This window comes from Streptomyces sp. NPDC059201, from assembly GCF_042754585.1.
In the GTDB taxonomy this organism is placed as follows: domain Bacteria; phylum Actinomycetota; class Actinomycetes; order Streptomycetales; family Streptomycetaceae; genus Streptomyces.
Map to the genome: position 1 here is coordinate 111,315 of NZ_JBHZBB010000002.1, position 17,236 is coordinate 128,550.

Sequence of the window (17,236 nt, forward strand, 5' to 3'; positions counted from 1 at the left end):
GGCGATGTCTCCCTGGGCGGGCGGCGGGCAGCGGGCGTCGGGGAAGAGGGAAGGGGGAAGGGGGAATTGGGGGGTACGGGACGAGCGAGGTGGCGCGGGTCAGCGCGAGGTGTCGAAGACCTCGTCGCGGGTGGTGGCGAGGGCGCTCTCCAGCGCCCCGCGCAGCACGGGTTCACGGGGGACGGTGGTGAGGACGAGCCGCGGCCGGGAGGCCGCGAGGTCGGCGAGCTCGGCCTGTACGCGGGCCCGCAGCGGTTCGCCGCCGGCGACGAGGACGTCTCCGGACAGCACGATCAGTTCGGGGTCGAGGACGGCGGTGACGGAGGCCAGACCGGTGGCGAGCCGTTCGGCGTACCGGTCGAGCAGCTCCGCGTAGCGGGCGTCGTCGGGGGTCTCGGCGGCCCGGGCCAGCAGCCCGGAGGCCACCGGCACGTACGGGTGGTCGGGGGTCTCGATGCCGGCCGCGCGGGCGATCCGCGGCACGGACTGGACGCCGGCGAGCTCCTGGAAGCCGCCGGAGTTGGCCTTGGCGACCTTGCGGACCAGCGGGGTGCCGGGGACCGGCATGAAGCCGAGCTCGCCGGCGCCGCCGGTGAAGCCGCGGTGCAGCCGGCCGCCGAGGACGAGGGCGGCGCCGATGCCCTCCTCGTTCCACAGCAGGACGAAGTCCTCGTGGCCGCGGGCGGCGCCGAGGGCCCGCTCGGCGACGGCCACCAGATTGACGTCGTTCTCGTACTCGAAGGGCATGGGCAGGACCGCGGCCAGCTCCTCCAGGAGGGTGGGGGAGTGCCAGCCGGGCAGGTGGGAGGCGTACCGGAGGCGTCCGGTGGCCGGGTCGAAGGCGCCGGGGGTGCCGATGACGAGCCGCCGGACGTCGGCGCGGGTGAGCCCGGCGGCCTTGACGGCCCCGTCGAGGGCGTCGGTGACCTGCCGGACCACGCCGTCGCCGGTGCGGCCCGCGGTGCGGAGCTCGTACTCGCCGACGACGGCGCCGGTGATGTCGGCGACGGCGGCGCGGATGCGGTGCTGGTTGACGTCGAGTCCGGCGGCGTGACCGGCGCGCGGGTCGAGCGCGTACAGCTGGGCGCTGGGGCCGGGACGGCCCTCGGTGGTGCCGGTGGCGCGGACCAGGCCGGCGGCTTCGAGGCGGGCGAGGAGCTGGGAGGCGGTCGGCTTGGAGAGGCCGGTGAGCTTGCCGATCCGGGTCCGCGAGAGGGTGCCGTGATCCAGGAGGAGGTCGAGCGCGGCGCGGTCGTTCATGGCCCGCAGGACCCGCGGAGTGCCAGGGGTTCCCTGGGTACCTGCCATGACGGTCGCACCGGCCTCTCACTGTTAGGAAAGTTTCCTATCTGGTGGGAGGAAGGTAGGACCGCCGCCACCGGGCCGTCAATACCCGGGAACGCGAGACGCCCCCCACGGCAACCGAAGCGTTACCGAAGGGGGCGTCGAAGAGGCGTCCAAGGGGCGCTCTAAGGGGAGAAGCGGTGGGTCAGGGCTTGCTGAGGTCCGTCCTCGGCAGCGGCGTCGCCGCCGCCGACTGCGGCGAGGTCGCGCTGGAGAACGCCGAGGGCGCCGCCATGCCCGCCGTCGGATCGGCCGGCGCCGCCTCCTCCACCTGCGCGGGCAGCCCGCCGACGATCCGGATGCCGGCCTCGTCCAGACCCCGCTTGATCCGCCAGCGCAGCTCGCGCTCGACGCCCAGCTTCTTGCCCGGCATCGTCTTCACGGAGACCCGGACGGTCATCGAGTCCAGCAGCACCTCGGTCAGACCGAGGATCTCCACCGGGCCCCACAGCCGCTCGTTCCACGGCTCGTCCTTGGCCATGGTCTCGCCCGCCGCCGTGATCACGGCCTGCACCTTGTCCAGGTCCTCCGTCGGCCGGACCGTCACGTCCACCGCCGCCGTCGCCCAGCCCTGGCTGAGGTTCCCTATCCGCTTGATCTCGCCGTTGCGCACGTACCAGACCTCGCCGTCGATGCCGCGCAGCTTCGTCACCCGCAGCCCCACCTCGACGACCTCGCCGGAGGCGACGCCCGCGTCGACCGAGTCGCCGACGCCGTACTGGTCCTCCAGGATCATGAAGACGCCGGAGAGGAAGTCCGTCACCAGGTTCCGCGCGCCGAAGCCGATCGCCACACCGGCCACACCGGCCGAGGCGAGCAGCGGCGCCAGATCGATGTCGAAGGCGCCCAGCACCATCAGCCCGGCGGTGCCCAGGATCAGGAACGACGCCACCGAACGCAGCACCGAACCGATCGCCTCGGACCGCTGCCGTCTCCGCTCGGCGTTGACGAGCAGTCCGCCGAGCGCCGTCCCCTCCACCGCCTGGGCGGAGCGGTTCATCCGCTCGATCAGCTTCGTCAGGGCGCGCCGGACGGCCCACCGCAGCATCAGGGCGACGACCACGATCAGCAGGATGCGCAGACCGGTGTTGAGCCAGGTGGACCAGTTCTCCTCCACCCAGCTCGCCGCGTTGGTGGCCTTCTCCGCCGCCTCGTCCAGAGACACCGGGATGGGCTCGGGTTCGGTGGCGGCCGCCAGGACGGACCAGGACACGGGACAACCTCCAGGCATCGCGTACGCAGGCCATCCACCCTAACGGGGCATCGGACGTGCACCCGTGGCCCTGTTCGAGGGAGAGACCGACCTCACCCGGGCACATACCCGGGAGACATGCCGATGTGGCCGAGAACACGTCCGGCGCGCCCCGAGCGATCGCGGGAACGTGGTGGCGCTCCGACCAGGCATGAGGAGAGACTGAGAGCAGTTCGTCCCGGCGCGAGCCACGCGCCGCCGGCGCCATAGGAGGCATCCGTGCCGCATGTCCTGGTCCTCAACGCGTCGTACGAGCCTCTGGGCGTCGTACCGCTCCGCCGCGCACTCGTCCTCGTTCTGGAGAACAAGGCCCTCTGCATCGAGGAGTCCGGCGCCTTCCTGCACAGCGAGCATCAGATCGTCCCCGCGCCCAGCGTGGTACGGCTGAAGCGCTTCGTGCGGGTCCCCTACCGGGGGCCCGTTCCCTTGACCCGCAGGGCCCTCTTCGCGCGCGACGGCGGGCGCTGCATGTACTGCGGGGGAGTGGCGACCAGCGTCGACCACGTCATCCCGCGCAGCCGGGGAGGGATCCACGCCTGGGAGAACGTGGTGGCCGCCTGCCGCCGCTGCAACCACCTCAAGGCCGACAAGCACCTGCGGGAGATCGGCTGGCGGCTGCGCCACCAACCCGCGCCGCCGACCGGCCTGGCCTGGCGGATCATCGGGACCGGCCACCGGGACCCACGGTGGCTGCCCTACCTCACGCCGTACGGCGCCGAGGACGCGATGGCCCGGATCGACTCCGTCGCCGACACCCCAGCGGGGGCGTTGACGACCGGCTGAGATCCGGGCCATCCGCGTTCCCGGGCCGAACCGGACGGGGTACGGAGCCGAGGGCGCCGCCGCTCAGCGGGCGGCGCCCTCCTCCGCCGCGCCCGGCCCCGAGGTCTCCGGTTCCGAGGTCTCCGGTTCCGGGGCCCGGGTGCCCTCCGGGGTCTTCGGCTCCTGGGTGTCCGTGCGGGCGTCCGTCACCGCGTACGTCTCCACCGACCAGAGCGAGTAGCCGTACGGGGTCGCCCGCCGCTCGCCCTGCACGCGCAGGAAGCGCGTGTCCGCCGCGTCCATCCGCACCGACTCCCGGCCGCCGCGCCCGTCCGTGACGTTCGCCGCGGTCCGCCAGTTCCGGCCGTCGGCCGAGACCTGCACGCGGTAGCGGGAGGCGTGCGCGTCCTGCCAGTGCAGCACCACCTGTCCTATCCGGGCCGGTTCGGACAGCTCCAGCTGGAACCAGGCCCCGTCCTCGGCCGGCGAGGACCAGCGGGTCGCCGGATCGCCGTCCACCGCGAGCGCGGCCGGGAAGTCCGGCGTCTCGTCGCCGGAGGAGGAGGCCGTCGCCGACCGGGCCAGGTCCGGGCCGCCCGTGCGCGGGAAGGCCCGCACCGTCAGGACCCGCTCCTCGCCCGCGAACGACACCGGCACCCGGTACTCCCCGGACGCCGTGCCGGGCGCCACCGACACCTCCATCGGCACTGTCGTCGTGCCGCCGCGCTCCACCGCGGCCTCCTTCGGCAGCCGTACGGTGATCCCCTTCGGCGGCCTCGCCGTCAGCGGGCCCCGCACCTCGGCCGCCCGCCGTCCGGTGAGCTCCAGGTCCACCCGGCCCGCCGGGCCGCCCGCCTCCAGGTCCGTCTCCGTCCGGGCCAGCTCCAGGCCGGCCCGCGGCCCGTCCGCGAACCACGGCACGAGCGAGCGCACGTCGGGCGCCGGACCCGTGCCGTCCCAGACGATCCGCAGCGCCTCGGCGCGCAGCCCCTTCAGCTCGGTCTGCGTCCAGCCGGTGGAGGAGAGCGGCCCCAGCGACCGCCAGCCCTCACCCGCGACATACGCCTCCACGCGCGCGTGCGCCTCCCCGGCGGCCTCCCGCTCCTGGGGAGTCTCGCCGGAGGGCTTCTCCGAGGACCGCCCGGTGTCGTTCCCGGAGCCGTCCCCAGAGCCGTCCCCAGTGTCGGTCCCGTCCCCGGGCGCCTTCCCGCCCGTGCCCGCCGCCTCGGCCGCGGGCCCCGCCAGCACCGTCACGGACTCCACCGGGCGCGCCCGGTCCAGCTTCACCGTGTACGAACCGGTGGCCCGGTCCACCACGCGCTCCGGGTCCTTGTCGGCGCCGGTCCAGGCCGCCGCGTCCTTCACCGCCCGGTCCAGGAACGGGTCGAGGACCCCGTCGCCGACCGTCACCCCGCTCGCCGCGATCCGGGGGCGCAGCGGCTCCAGGCGCAGCTGCGCCTGCCAGGCCGCGGGCCCGTCCCCGCGCGCCTGCGCGAGGAGCATGTCGACGGCGGCCTCGCCCGCCGCCCCGTAGCGCGAGAGCTGCTCCAGCCAGGGTCCGGACTCGGCGCGCAGGGCGCCGCCGGCCGTGCCGGCCAGCCGCTCGGGCGCCTCCCGCATCACGGTGAACGCGGCCCGCAGCTCGCTCCCGGCCTTCTCCCGGGCCGCCGCCGGGCCCGAGGCCCGGGCCGACCAGAAGGCGCTCATCAGCGGCTTGAGCCCGGCCGACTCGGCGTCCGGGGCGAGGATCGACGAGGCCGCGTTCCCGGCCAGCGCGCCGAGCGCCTCCCGCGCGGCAGGCTCGGGGCCCGCGAGGTCGGCGACGGCCGCCCGCCAGGACTCCCCGGGCCGGTAGCCGCGCGGGTTCCAGGCGAAGTCGGCGGTGGTGAAGAGCGGGATCCGGGAGGCGGCCGGCTGCTCCATCGCGTGCGCCAGATAGGCGGCGGAACCGGCCGCCACGGCCGGCTCCCGGCCCCGGGACGGGCCCAGGAAGAGCCGGTCCTGCGCGTAGTCGTTCACCGGGTAGTTGTCCATGGTGACCAGCGGGCGCTGCCCCAGGGCCGCCCGCACCCCGGCCAGTTCGGGGCCGGTGATGGTGCGCGGCACCACCCCGACGCCCGTCCACGCCACCCGCACGCGCGCGTCCAGGGCCCCGGCGAGCGCCGAGCGGTACTCGCTGGTGCCCTCCTGGTAGTACTCCGTCGGCAGCACCGTCAGCGGCTCGGCGTCCGGTTGGCGCTCGGTGAGGTGCCGGGCCACCGCGTTCGCCACGCGCGCGTGCGCCCGGGCCGCGCCCGCCGCGTCCCGCCCGAAGGCGTCGGCGTCCTCGTCGCAGGTCCACTCGCCGTACCCGGCGTCCGGGAACTGGAGCTGGAACGAGCGGAAGCCGAGCTCCGCCATCGCGTCCAGCTTCCGCGTCAGCGCCGCCACGTCCGCGTCCGAGGACAGGCACATCGACTGCGCGGGCGCCACCGCCCAGCCCAGCGTCACGTGGTTGGACCGGGCCCGCTCGGCCAGCGCGCGGAAGCCGGCCCGCTGCGCCTCCGGGTACGGCTCGCGCCACTGCGCGGCCCGGTACGGGTCCTCACCGGGCGCGTAGAGGTAGCGGTTCTGCTTGGTGCGGCCCAGGAAGTCGACCATCGCCAGGCGCTGCTCCGTCGTCCACGGCGTGCCGTAGAAGCCCTCCGCGAGCCCCCGCTCGGCGGTGCCGGGCCAGTCCCGGACGACGACGCCCGGCACCTCGCCGCCGACGCCGTCCGTCCCCTCGCCGAGGAGCTGACGGAGCGTCTGCACGGCGTGGAAGAGCCCGTCGTCGCCCGTCCCGTCCAGGACCACCGTGTCCCGCCCGCCGAAGCGGCCGGTGGCCAGCCGGTAGCCGCCGTCCGGCAGATCGGTCCGCTCGGCCACCCCGAAGGAGGCCAGCGCCTCCTGCGCCGCCGCCCCGGACGGCCCCGAGGCCCGGACGACCGGGCCCGCGCCCGGCAGCCCCTCGTGCACCGTCCGCACCCCGGCGTCGGCGAGCAGCCGCCGCAGGTCCGCCAGGGCGTACGGATCGGCGTCCTCGTCCGCCACCAGCGTCACCCGCTCCCCGAGCCGCACGGAGGGCCCCGAGGCCGTCAGCGACTGCGGACGGGGCCACACGGCGGGCACCGTGGGCGCCGCCTTGCGGGAGGGGCCGGTCCGGGGCGTGGGCACGGTCGGGGTCGCGGCGGGCCCGGTGGGCGACAGCGGGGAGGCGGTCAGGTCGGGCACCGCCACCGGGAGCGGGGCGGCGCCCGCCGAGCCGGGCACGGCACCGCCGAGGAGTCCGCCGATGACGGCGGCGGCGACCGCGGTCGCCGTACGCGGTCCGCGTCCCGGACGCACGGGGGTCACGGAGGTCTCCCTTCGCCGGGACCGGGACCCGCCGGATCGTCAGGGGAGGGCCCCGCCCGGCCGGTTGGTCACGAGCGGATCACGAGCCCACCACCCGTCGTACGGAGGTGTCAATGCGACGGGGCGAAGTGTCGGCTTTGCCCGGTGAACCACCGGCGAGCTGTCGCCCTTTCGCCACGTTCCCCCGGTAAAAGGGGCAAAGGGAGGCGTGGTGGGTAGGGCTCACCCCGTCGCACCCGCGGCCGCCGGCCACCAGCCCGACCGGCCACCACGTCGAGACGAAACCGGGAGACCCCCGTGACCACGACCGCCCGTCATCCCTCCGGACGGATACGGATCCCACGCCAGGCCGCCGCCGACGGCGCCCCGCCGGCCGGCGAACCCGCACCGGCCGGCGCCGCGCCGCTGACCAGCGAGCCCCCGTGCGCCGACCTCGCGCCGCTCACCAGCGAGCCCCCGCTCGCCGGTGCCGCGCCCCTCACCAGCGAGCCGCCCCTCACCGGCGCCGCCCCCCTCACCAGCGAGCCCACCGCCCCCGGAAGCCGGTGCGGCACGGAGCCCCCCGGAGTGTGAAGTGACCCTGGCCCGCCTCGCCGCCCGTCACGGCGTCGCCACCGAGTTCAGCCCGTCCGAGGGCGTCACCGCGCCCGTGCCCGAGGCCACCGTGGTCGCGGTGCTCGGCGCCCTCGGGGTGGACGCGACCACCCCGGAGGCGGTCGCCGCCTCCCTCGGCGCGGCGGAGCGGGCCGACCGGGAGCGCCTCCTCCCGCCCACCCTCGTCCGGCACACCGGCGAAGGACCGCCCGCGCCGCCCGCCGGACTGCCCGACGGGACCCTGCTGCGGGTCACCACCGAGACCGGCGCCGTGCACCACGGCGCCGACTGGGGGCGGCTGCCGCTCGGCGTGCACACCGTGGACGCCGACGCCCCCGACGGGCGCACCGCCCGCGCCACCCTGATCGTCGCCCCCGCGCGCGTGCCGGCCCCCGCCACGCGCGCGTACGGCCTGCTCGTCCAGCTCTACTCGCTGCTCTCCGAACGCTCCTGGGGCATGGGCGACCTCGGCGACCTGCGCGAGCTCGTCTCCTGGGCGGGCCGCGCGCACGGCGCCGGCTTCGTCCAGGTCAACCCGCTGCACGCGGGCGTGCCCGGGGAGCCCTCGGACCCGTCCCCGTACCGCCCCTCCTCCCGGCGCTTCCCCGACCCCGTCCACCTGCGGATCGAGCAGATCCCCGAGTACGCCCACCTGGCCACCGGCCGCCGCGACGAGCTGGACCGGATCCTCGTCTCCGCCGCCGAACTGCGCGAGAGCGTCCTCGCCAAGGGCACCACCGTCGACCGGGACGCCGTCTGGGCGCTCAAGCTCCGCGCCCTGGAACTCCTCGCCACCGTCGACCTCGGACCCGGCCGGCGCGCCGACTACCACGACTTCCTCGCCGAGCGCGGCCGCGCCCTGGAGGACCACGCCACCTACCAGGCCCTCGCCGAGCTCCACGGCCCCCACTGGCGCGCGTGGCCCGCGCCGCTGCGCACCCCGGAGGGCGCCGGGGCGGCGGTCCGCGCCGACGCGGTGCTGACCGCGCGGGTCGACTTCCACTGCCGGCTGGCCTGGCTGACGGACCGGCAGCTCGGCGAGGCGGCCGACGCGGCCCGGGAGGCCGGGATGGCGGTCGGGCTCGTCCACGACCTGGCCGTCGGCGTGCACCCCGAGGGCTCCGACGTCTGGGCCCGGCAGGGCGACTTCGCCGCCGGGATGTCGGTCGGCGCGCCGCCCGACGCCTTCAACTCCCGCGGCCAGGACTGGGGCCTGCCGCCGTGGCGCCCCGACGCCCTCGCCGCCGCCGGGTACGCCCCGTACCGCGGGCTCCTGCGCGAACTCCTGCGGCACGCGGGCGCGCTGCGCATCGACCACGTGATGGGCCTGTTCCGGCTCTGGTGGGTGCCGGAGGGCCGGGAGCCCACCGAGGGCACCTATGTGCGGTACGACGCCGAGGCGATGCTGGCCGTCCTCGTCCTGGAGGCGCACCGGGCCGGCGCCCTCGTCGTCGGCGAGGACCTGGGCACCGTCGAGCCGGGCGTCCGCGAGGCCCTCGCCGGGCGCGGGGTGTTCGGCACCTCGGTGCTCTGGTTCGAGCGGGACTGGGCGGGCGGCGGCGCTCCGCTGCCGCCGGAGGCGTGGCGGGCCGACTGCGTGGCCACCGTCACCACCCACGACCTGCCCTCCACCGCCGCCCGGCTCTCCGGCGACCACGTGGTGCTGCGGCACCGGCTCGGCCTGCTCTCCGGCGACCTGGCGCGCGAGCGGGCCGCCGACGCGGCGGAGACGGCCGAGTGGCGCGGGGTCCTCCAGCGGCTCGGGCTGCTGCCCGAGGGCCCGGGCGGCGAGGAGGCCGAGATCCGGGCCCTGCACCGCTTCCTGGCCCGCACCCCGGCCCGGATGGTGGGGGTCTGGCTGCCGGACCTGGTGGGGGACCGCAGACCGCAGAACCTGCCGGGCACCTGGGACGAGTACCCCAACTGGCGGCTGCCGGTCGCGGGCCCCGACGGGCAGCCGCTCACCCTCGAACGGATCGCCTCCTCGCCCCGCGCGCACGCCCTGCTGAGGACCGCCGCCGAGGGCGTCGGAGCCCGTACGGCACCCCCGGGCGCGCGGGCCGTTTAGGTGTTCGCTACTTTTGCACCGTGGACAAGAAGAACGCCCTGCGCGCCGGCGCCGTCGCGGCCGGTACGACGCTGATGATGCTGCTCATGTCGTCCCCCGCGCTCGCGCTGACCCGCGACGACGGTGACGACCCGGCCCCCAAGCTGGAGGTCATCGAGACCCTCGGCCTCTTCGTGGCGGCCCCGCTGGTGCTGTTCCTGGTCATCGCCGGCCTGGTGATGGTCCTCGACAAGTCCCGCAAGAAGGCGTAACCGCCTCCTCCGTCCGTTCCCGAGGGCGCCGCACGGCCACCGGCCGTGCGGCGCCCTCGCGCGTCCGCGGGGCCGCCCCGGCTCAGGCGGTCGTCGCGAGCAGCTTCCGCAGGAGGCCCGCCAGCTGCTCCGCCTCCTCCTCGGTCAGCGCCGACTCCAGCGCCTCCCGCTGCCGCTCCAGGCCCGCGCCGACCGCCTGGTCCACCAGCTCCCGGCCGCGCTCCGAGAGCGTGACGCGCAGTCCGCGCCGGTCGTGCGGGTCGGGGCTGCGGCTGAGCAGCCCGGCCTTCTCCAGCTTGTCCAGCCGGCCGGTCATCCCGCCCGTGGTGATCATCAGCGTGGCGGTCAGCTCGCGCGGTGAGAGCGTGTACGGCTCCCCGGACCGGCGCAGGGTCGCGAGCACGTCGAACTCCCCGAGCGCCATGCCGTAGGGCGCGTACGCCTTGTCCACCCGGCCGCGCATGGCGGCCGCGAGCCGGTAGATCCGCCCGAAAACCGCCATGGGGCGCGTGTCCAGATCGGGGCGGACCGCCGCCCACTGGTCGGTGATGGCGTCGACGGCGTCGTGCGCGGGGGGCTGCGTCTTCATGACCTCAGTGTTCCGCTCCTTCGCGGTCGATGGCAAGAAAGCCACTTGCAAGTAAGTAGCTTAGTGCTAAGTTAATTACCGCCAAGCAAGAAGCACTCCGGTCCGCCGGAGACCGCATCGCTCAGGGGGAGTCCTGCCATGTCCCGTAAGGCGGCCACCGTCGCGCTCACCGCCCTCGCCCCGATCTCCTGGGGCTCGACCTACTTCGTGACCACCGAGTTCCTGCCGCCCGACCGGCCCCTCTTCACCGGCCTCATGCGGGCCCTCCCGGCCGGCCTGCTGCTCCTCGCGCTCACCCGCAAGCTCCCGAGCGGCGCCTGGTGGTGGAAGTCGGCGGTCCTCGGCGCGCTCAACATCGGCGCCTTCTTCCCGCTCCTGTTCCTGGCGGCCTACCGCCTGCCGGGCGGGGTCGCCGCCGTCGTCGGCTCCGTCGGCCCGCTCTTCGTCGTCGGCCTCGCCGCGCTCTTCCTCGCCGAGAAGCCCACCGCGCGGACCCTGCTCACCGCCGTCGCCGCCGCCTTCGGCGTCAGCCTCGTCGTCCTCAAGGCCGGGGCCGCGTTCGACCTGATCGGCGTCGGCGCCGGACTCCTCTCCTCCCTCTCGATGTCCGCGGGCGTCGTCCTCACCAAGCGCTGGGGCCGCCCCGAGGGCGTCGGCGCCCTCGCGACCACCGGCTGGCAGCTCACCGCCGGCGGCCTGGTCATCCTGCCCCTCGCCTTCCTGGTCGAGGGCGCCCCGCCCGCCCTCACCGGCACCCACCTCGCCGGCTACGCCTACCTCGCCCTCGGCAACACCGCGATCTCGTACTTCCTCTGGTTCCGCGGCATCGAGCGGCTGAGCGCCTCCTCGGTCACCCTCCTGGGCCCGCTCTCCCCGATCACCGCCGCCGTCATCGGCTGGGCCGCCCTCGGCCAGGCGCTCGGCCCGGTGCAGCTGCTCGGCATGCTGATCGCCTTCGGCGCCACCCTGGTCGGCCAGCTCGCCCCGGCGAAGCCCCGACCCGACGCCCGGCCCGAGCCCGAGACCGACGCCCAGCCCGAGACCGAGGCCGATCGCGAGCCCGGGGCCGTACCCGTACCGTTCAGTTCTGCTGAAAAGAACGGTCAGGAACTTTCGATGGACCTGGAGGTTTCGGGGGTGCGACGGTAGGCGCCATGAGCCTCACGACACCCCGCCACCCGACCGCGCCCGCCACCCCCGACGACCACCCGAGACCGGCACCCGCCAAGGGCGCCGGTCTCGGCCTGCTCCTCGCCCTCCTCGCCACCGTCATCTGGTCCGGCAGCTTCGTCGCCACCCGCGACCTGGCCGACTCCGTCCCGCCCGTCCAGGCCGTGTTCTGGCGCTGGATCATCGCCCTCGTCGCCGTCGCCCCCTTCGCCGCCCGCCCGTTCTGGCGGCAGCGCGCGGTCATCCGCCGGCACCTCGGCTACACCGCCCTCGCCGCGCTGTTCGGCGTCACCCTCTACAACACCCTCGTCCACCAGGCCGGTCTGACGACCTCCGCCACCAACATGGGCATGATCATGGCCGCCGCCCCGGTGATCATGGCGGTCTACGCCCGGCTCGGCGGCGAACGGCTCGGCGCCCGCCGCCTCCTGGGCATGGCGATCGCCGTCCTCGGCGTGCTGCTCCTCGTCGGCAAGGGCTCCCTCGCCGTCGACCTCTCCGCCGGCGACCTGTGGATGTTCGCGGCGGCCCTCTCCTTCGCCTCGTACAGCGCGCTCCTCAAGCGCAGGCCCGCCGAGATCGACGGACTCGCCTTCCTCTGCGCCACCTTCGTGCTCGGCGCGCTCATGCTCGCCCCCGCCTACGCCGTCTCCCTCGCCGTCCAGGGCGGCTTCCCCGCCACCCCCGGCACCGTCGGCCCCCTGCTCTACATCGGCGTGCTCTCCTCCGCCGTCGCCTTCTTCGCCTGGAACAAGGCGATCTCCCTGATCGGCGCCGCCCGCGCCGGAGTCGTCTACTACCTCCAGCCGGTCTGCGCCGCCCTCCTCTCGTACGCCCTCCTTGGCGAGCGGCTCGGCCTCGCCGGCGGCGCCTGCATGGCGCTGATCCTCGGCGGAGTGGCCCTCAGCTCGGCCAGGTAGGTTGCGCGCATGACCGAGTGGGACATCAAGAAGCTGCACATCCTGCGCACCCTGCGCGACCGGGGCACCGTCACCGCCACCGCGGAGACGCTCCTGATGACCCCCTCGGCCGTCTCCCAGCAGCTCACCAACCTCGCCAGACAACTCGGCGTGCCGCTCCTTGAGGCCCACGGGCGGCGCGTCCGGCTCACCGACGCCGCCCACCTCGTCCTGCGCCACGCCGAGGCGGTCTTCGCCCAGTTGGAGCGCGCCGACGCCGAACTCGACGGCTACCTCCGGGGCGAGGCCGGCCAGGTGCGGGTCGCGGCCTTCTCCACCTCCGTGCCCGCCCTCCTCGTCCCCGCCGTACGCCAGCTCCGCACCGCCCACCCCGGGCTCGCCGTCCGCATCCGGGAGGCCGAGGCGGCGGAGGCGTACGAACTGCTCACCGCCGGCGAGGTCGACCTCGCCCTCTCGCTCGCCGCCCACGCGCCCACCGCGCGCGACCCCAAGTTCAGCCGGATGCCGCTGCTCGCCGACCCCCTCGACGTCGCCCTGCCCGCCGGCCACCCGCTCGCCGACGCCCCCGGTCTGCGCCTCGCCGACCTCGCCGCCGAGCCCTGGATCTTCGGCGGCTCCGGCCCCTGGTCCGAGATCACCACCGCCGCCTGCGAGGCCGCCGGCTTCGTGCCCGAGCAGGCCCACAGCGCCTCAGGCTGGACCGCGATCCTCGCCATGGTCGAGGCGGGGCTCGGCATCGCCCTCGTGCCCCGGATGGCCTCCGCCGACCGCCGGGGCGGCACCGGGGTCGTCATGCGGGTCCTCTCCGCCGACCAGCCGCGCCGCCACGTCGTCGCGGCCGTACGGCGCGGCGCGGAGGGCGGCCCGGCGGTCGCCCGGGTGCTCGCCGCCCTCCGGCAGACGGCCGCGGCCCGCGAAACCGTTCAGCGGAACTGAACGACGTCATCGAAAACATTCGATGGACCGCGGACTTCCGGCGGAGGAGAGTCGGACCATGACCGCCATCGAGGACACCCAGGACCCGCACGCCAACGACGCCGCCCCCTACTCCGGAGGCGACCCGTACGCCGACTACCGCACCGGCGACTTCCCCTTCACCGAGCTGGTCGACCTCGCCGACCGCCGCCTCGGCGGCGGCGTCGTCGCGGCCAACGACGAGTTCTTCGCCGAGCGCGAGAACCTCCTCGTCCGCGAGCGGGCCGTCTTCGACCCGGAGCACTTCGGCCACAAGGGCAAGATCATGGACGGCTGGGAGACCCGCCGCCGCCGCGGCGCCGACGCCGAGAACGTCTTCCCCGCCCCCGAGGACCACGACTGGGCGATCGTCCGCCTCGGCGCCCCCGGCGTCATCCGCGGCCTGATCGTCGACACCGCCCACTTCCGCGGCAACTACCCGCAGAAGGTCAGCGTCCAGGCCACCGCCGTCGAGGGCAGCCCCAGCCCCGCGGAGCTGCTCGACGCCAAGTGGGAGGAGCTCGTCCCGCCCACCCCCGTGCGCGGCCACGCCGCCAACGGCTTCACCATCGACAGCGACCGCCGCTGGACCCACGTACGCCTCTGTCAGCACCCCGACGGCGGCGTCGCCCGCCTCCGCGTCCACGGCGAGGTGCTCCCCGACCCCGAGTGGCTGGACCTCCTCGGCACCATCGACCTGCTCTCCGTCCTCAACGGCGGGTCGTACGAGGACGCCTCCGACAAGTTCTACTCCTCGCCGACGCAGATCATCCTGCCCGGCACCTCCCGCAAGATGGACGACGGCTGGGAGAACCGCCGCCGCCGCGTCCGCGGCACCAACGACTGGGTCCGCTTCCGCCTCCCGGCCCAGGGCGCCGTCCGCGCCGTCGAGATCGACACCGCCTACCTCAAGGGCAACTCGGCCGGCTGGATCGCCCTCCAGGGCCGCAACGGCGAGTCCGGCGAGTGGTTCGAGATCATCCCGCGCACCCGCCTCCAGCCCGACACCCTGCACCGCTTCAAGCTCCCCGCCCAGGCGGTCGTCACCCACGTGCGCCTCGACGCCTTCCCCGACGGCGGCGTCGCCCGCATGCGCCTGCACGGCGCCCTGACCGAGGAGGGCGCCGCCGACCTGCGCGCCCGCTTCGACCGCGCGAGCCGCTAGGCACCAGGAACCGGCGAAGGGGCGCCTCCGTGGGGGAGGGCGCCCCTTCGTCGTACGGATACCGCGGGTGTCTACCGGCAGATACCGCGGGTATCTACCCGCTCCTGCCGGTAGACACCGCGCGTGTCTATTCGCTCCCGCCGGCAGACACCGCGCGTGTCTATTCGCTCCCGCCGGCAGACACCGCGGGTCTCTACTTCGCCGCCGCCGTGTCCGCCGCGCGGGCCTTCAGGGCCCGCTCGACGCCCGCGCGCGACTCCGTCACCAGACGGCGCAGCGCCGGGACCGGGTCGTTCGCCGCGATCCACGCGTCCGTCGCGTCCAGCGTCTCCTGGGAGACCTGGAGCGTCGGGTAGAGACCGACCACGATCTGCTGGATCATCTCGTGGCTGCGGGTCTCGGCGACGCGCTTGATCGACGCGAAGTACTTCTCCGTGTACGGCGCGAGCAGCTCGCGCTGGTCGGCCTGGACGAAGCCGCCGATCACCGCCTCCTGCACCGCGTTGGCCAGCTTGTCGTCCTCGACGACCGCCGCCCACGCCTCGGCCTTCGCCGCGTCGGTCGGACGCCCCGCACGGGCCGTCGCCGCGTGCCGCTCGCCGGCCGCCGTGCGGTCCCGCTCCAGCTCCGCCGCGATCTCCGGCTCGTCGAAGACGCCGGTGGCGGCGAGGCGCTGCACGAACGCCCAGCGCAGCTCGGTGTCGACGGCCAGGCCCTCGATCGTCTCGCGGCCCTCCAGGAGCGCGGCGAGCAGGTCGAGCTGCTGCGGCGTCCGGGCGGTCGCGGCGAAGGCCCGCGCCCACGCCAGCTGGTGGTCGCTCGCCGGCTCGGCCGCCTTGAGGTGCATGAGCGCCGCCTCGGTCCAGCGGGTCAGGCCCGCGTCCCGCCACTCCGGCGCCGCGTACAGCTCCAGGGCGGCCTTGACCTGGCCCTGGAGGGACTGCACCACGCCGATGTCCGACTCCTTGGCGATGCCGGACAGCACCAGCTCCAGGTAGTCGCGGGTGGCCAGCTCGCCGTCCCGGGTCATGTCCCAGGCGGAGGCCCAGCACAGCGCCCGCGGCAGCGACTCGGCGAAGTCGCCGAGGTGCGCGGTCACGTTGTGCAGCGACACGTCGTCGAGGCGGACCTTGGCGTACGACAGGTCGTCGTCGTTCAGCAGGACGACCGCCGGGCGGGACTTGCCCACCAGCGCCGGCACCTCGGTCCGCCCGGCCGCCTCGATGTCCAGCTCCAGGCGCTCGGTGCGGACCAGCTTGCCGGCCGCGTCGAGGTCGTAGAAGCCGATCGCGATGCGGTGCGGGCGGAGCACGGCCTCGCCCTTGGCGCCGGCGGGCAGCGCCGGGGCCTCCTGCCTGACCGCGAAGGCGGTGATCGAGCCGTTCTCGTCGGTCTCGATCTCCGGGCGCAGGATGTTGATGCCGGCCGTCTCCAGCCACGCCTTCGACCAGGTCTTCAGGTCGCGCCCGGAGGTCTCCTCCAGCGCGCCCAGCAGGTCGCTCAGGCGGGTGTTGCCGAAGGCGTGGCGCTGGAAGTACGCCTGCACGCCCTTGAAGAACTCGTCCTGGCCGACGTAGGCGACGAGCTGCTTGAGGACCGAGGCGCCCTTGGCGTACGTGATGCCGTCGAAGTTGACGAGCACGTCCTCCAGGTCGTTGATCTCGGCCATGATCGGGTGCGTCGACGGCAGCTGGTCCTGGCGGTAGGCCCAGGTCTTCTCCGCGTTGGCGAAGGTGGTCCAGGCGTTCGGCCAGCGGGTGCCCGCGACGGACGCCTGGCAGGCGACCGAGGTGTAGGTGGCGAACGACTCGTTCAGCCAGAGGTCGTTCCACCACTCCATGGTCACGAGGTCGCCGAACCACATGTGGGCCAGCTCGTGCAGGATGGTCTCGGCGCGGCGCTCGTAGGCCGCGTCCGTCACCTTCGAGCGGAAGACGTACTGGTCGCGGATGGTGACCGCGCCCGCGTTCTCCATCGCGCCCGCGTTGAACTCCGGGACGAACAGCTGGTCGTACTTGGCGAACGGGTAGGCGTACGCGAACTTCTCCTGGAACCAGTCGAAGCCCTGCCGGGTCACGTCGAAGATGTGGTCCGCGTCCAGGAACTCCGCCAGCGACGGACGGCAGTAGATGCCCAGCGGCACGACCTGCCCGTCCGGGCCCTCGTAGGTCGAGTGCACCGCGTGGTACGGGCCGACGATCAGGGCGGTGATGTACGAGGAGATCCGCGGGGTCGGCTCGAAGGCCCACACCCCGTCCTTCGGCTCCGGGGTCGGCGAGTTGGAGATGACGCTCCAGCCCTCCGGCGCCTTCACCGTGAACTGGAAGGTCGCCTTCAGGTCCGGCTGCTCGAAGGAGGCGAAGACCCGGCGCGCGTCCGGCACCTCGAACTGCGTGTAGAGGTACGCCTGCCCGTCGACCGGGTCGACGAAGCGGTGCAGGCCCTCACCGGTGTTGGTGTACGCGCAGTCCGCGACGACCCGCAGCTCGTTGCGGCCCTGCTTCAGGTGGGGCAGCGCGATCCGCGCGTCGCGGAAGACGGCTGCCACGTCCAGCGAGCGCCCGTTCAGCACGGCCTCGTGGACGGCGGGGGCGACGAGGTCGATGAAGCTCTCGACGCCTCCCTGGGCGGAATCGAAGCGGACGGTGGTGACGGACCTGTAGGTCCCGCCCTCCTGCGCACCGGTGAGGTCCAGTTCGACCTCGTACGCGTCCACGGTCAGCAGCGCCGCCCGCGCCGCCGCCTCTTCACGGGTCAGGTTCGTACCAGGCACCCGGTCAACTCCTCGGTTT

General features: G+C 74.6%; 13 protein-coding genes. 8 read left to right on the forward strand and 5 right to left on the reverse strand.

Features of this window, described 5'->3' with window-relative positions:
• Nucleotides 1–99: 99 nt before the first annotated feature.
• On the reverse strand, nt 100–1,308 hold the full coding sequence (locus ACFXMG_RS06370) for an ROK family protein (protein ID WP_383821486.1): 1,209 nt from the start codon (nt 1,306–1,308) through the stop codon (nt 100–102).
• A gap of 181 nt (nt 1,309–1,489) precedes the next feature.
• Nucleotides 1,490–2,575, reverse strand: a complete 1,086-nt coding sequence (locus tag ACFXMG_RS06375) for a mechanosensitive ion channel family protein (RefSeq protein ID WP_383821483.1) — start codon at nt 2,573–2,575, stop codon at nt 1,490–1,492.
• Between the two features lie 240 nt (nt 2,576–2,815).
• Here ACFXMG_RS06375 and ACFXMG_RS06380 point away from each other — a divergent pair, with 240 nt between their 5' ends.
• Complete coding sequence (locus ACFXMG_RS06380; RefSeq protein WP_383821481.1) at nt 2,816–3,379, forward strand: HNH endonuclease; 564 nt, start codon at nt 2,816–2,818, stop codon at nt 3,377–3,379.
• Between the two features lie 63 nt (nt 3,380–3,442).
• Here the strand turns inward: ACFXMG_RS06380 and ACFXMG_RS06385 are convergent, their stop codons facing one another.
• Complete coding sequence (locus ACFXMG_RS06385; protein ID WP_383821516.1) at nt 3,443–6,724, reverse strand: beta-N-acetylglucosaminidase domain-containing protein; 3,282 nt, start codon at nt 6,722–6,724, stop codon at nt 3,443–3,445.
• A gap of 339 nt (nt 6,725–7,063) precedes the next feature.
• Between ACFXMG_RS06385 and ACFXMG_RS06390 the strand changes: the two genes are divergently transcribed.
• From ACFXMG_RS06390 to ACFXMG_RS06400, 3 genes are read left to right on the forward strand one after another with little or no spacing between them, the layout of a single operon-like run.
• Nucleotides 7,064–7,306 carry a hypothetical protein gene (locus tag ACFXMG_RS06390; RefSeq protein WP_383821513.1) on the forward strand — a complete coding sequence of 81 codons (243 nt, stop codon included), beginning with the start codon at nt 7,064–7,066 and terminating at the stop codon, nt 7,304–7,306.
• Between the two features lies 1 nt (nt 7,307).
• Nucleotides 7,308–9,395 carry a 4-alpha-glucanotransferase gene (malQ, locus tag ACFXMG_RS06395; RefSeq protein ID WP_383821478.1) on the forward strand — a complete coding sequence of 696 codons (2,088 nt, stop codon included), beginning with the start codon at nt 7,308–7,310 and terminating at the stop codon, nt 9,393–9,395.
• Nucleotides 9,396–9,415: 20 nt separating this feature from the next.
• The gene (locus ACFXMG_RS06400; RefSeq protein WP_169084754.1) at nt 9,416–9,646 is read left to right on the forward strand and encodes a hypothetical protein; all 231 of its coding nucleotides are present in this window, start codon (nt 9,416–9,418) and stop codon (nt 9,644–9,646) included.
• Between the two features lie 82 nt (nt 9,647–9,728).
• On the opposite strand, the gene ACFXMG_RS06405 is transcribed toward ACFXMG_RS06400, so the two are convergent.
• Nucleotides 9,729–10,235, reverse strand: a complete 507-nt coding sequence (locus tag ACFXMG_RS06405; protein WP_383821476.1) for a MarR family winged helix-turn-helix transcriptional regulator — start codon at nt 10,233–10,235, stop codon at nt 9,729–9,731.
• Between the two features lie 138 nt (nt 10,236–10,373).
• Here ACFXMG_RS06405 and ACFXMG_RS06410 point away from each other — a divergent pair, with 138 nt between their 5' ends.
• The 4 genes from ACFXMG_RS06410 to alc are packed head-to-tail and all read left to right on the forward strand — an operon-like array spanning nt 10,374 to nt 14,444.
• Complete coding sequence (locus ACFXMG_RS06410) at nt 10,374–11,384, forward strand: EamA family transporter (protein WP_383821473.1); 1,011 nt, start codon at nt 10,374–10,376, stop codon at nt 11,382–11,384.
• Between the two features lie 5 nt (nt 11,385–11,389).
• Nucleotides 11,390–12,325 (forward strand): DMT family transporter, encoded by a 936-nt coding sequence (locus ACFXMG_RS06415; protein WP_383821470.1) that lies wholly within the window; start codon nt 11,390–11,392, stop codon nt 12,323–12,325.
• Between the two features lie 9 nt (nt 12,326–12,334).
• The gene (locus tag ACFXMG_RS06420) at nt 12,335–13,261 is read left to right on the forward strand and encodes a LysR family transcriptional regulator (RefSeq protein ID WP_383821467.1); all 927 of its coding nucleotides are present in this window, start codon (nt 12,335–12,337) and stop codon (nt 13,259–13,261) included.
• A gap of 58 nt (nt 13,262–13,319) precedes the next feature.
• A complete protein-coding gene (alc, locus tag ACFXMG_RS06425) occupies nt 13,320–14,444 on the forward strand; it encodes an allantoicase (RefSeq protein ID WP_383821465.1) in 1,125 nt (374 codons plus the stop codon).
• A gap of 193 nt (nt 14,445–14,637) precedes the next feature.
• Here the strand turns inward: alc and pepN are convergent, their stop codons facing one another.
• Nucleotides 14,638–17,217, reverse strand: a complete 2,580-nt coding sequence (pepN, locus tag ACFXMG_RS06430) for an aminopeptidase N (RefSeq protein ID WP_383821462.1) — start codon at nt 17,215–17,217, stop codon at nt 14,638–14,640.
• Nucleotides 17,218–17,236 lie beyond the last annotated feature (19 nt).

Bases quoted from the DNA above. Each gene is read 5' to 3' on its own strand.
- ACFXMG_RS06370 (WP_383821486.1), bottom strand. From the start codon at position 1,308: ATGGCAGGTACCCAGGGAACCCCTGGCACTCCGCGGGTCCTGCGGGCC.
- ACFXMG_RS06375 (WP_383821483.1), bottom strand. From the start codon at position 2,575: ATGCCTGGAGGTTGTCCCGTGTCCTGGTCCGTCCTGGCGGCCGCCACC.
- ACFXMG_RS06405 (WP_383821476.1), bottom strand. From the start codon at position 10,235: ATGAAGACGCAGCCCCCCGCGCACGACGCCGTCGACGCCATCACCGAC.
- ACFXMG_RS06410 (WP_383821473.1), top strand. From the start codon at position 10,374: ATGTCCCGTAAGGCGGCCACCGTCGCGCTCACCGCCCTCGCCCCGATC.
- ACFXMG_RS06415 (WP_383821470.1), top strand. From the start codon at position 11,390: ATGAGCCTCACGACACCCCGCCACCCGACCGCGCCCGCCACCCCCGAC.
- ACFXMG_RS06420 (WP_383821467.1), top strand. From the start codon at position 12,335: ATGACCGAGTGGGACATCAAGAAGCTGCACATCCTGCGCACCCTGCGC.
- alc (WP_383821465.1), top strand. From the start codon at position 13,320: ATGACCGCCATCGAGGACACCCAGGACCCGCACGCCAACGACGCCGCC.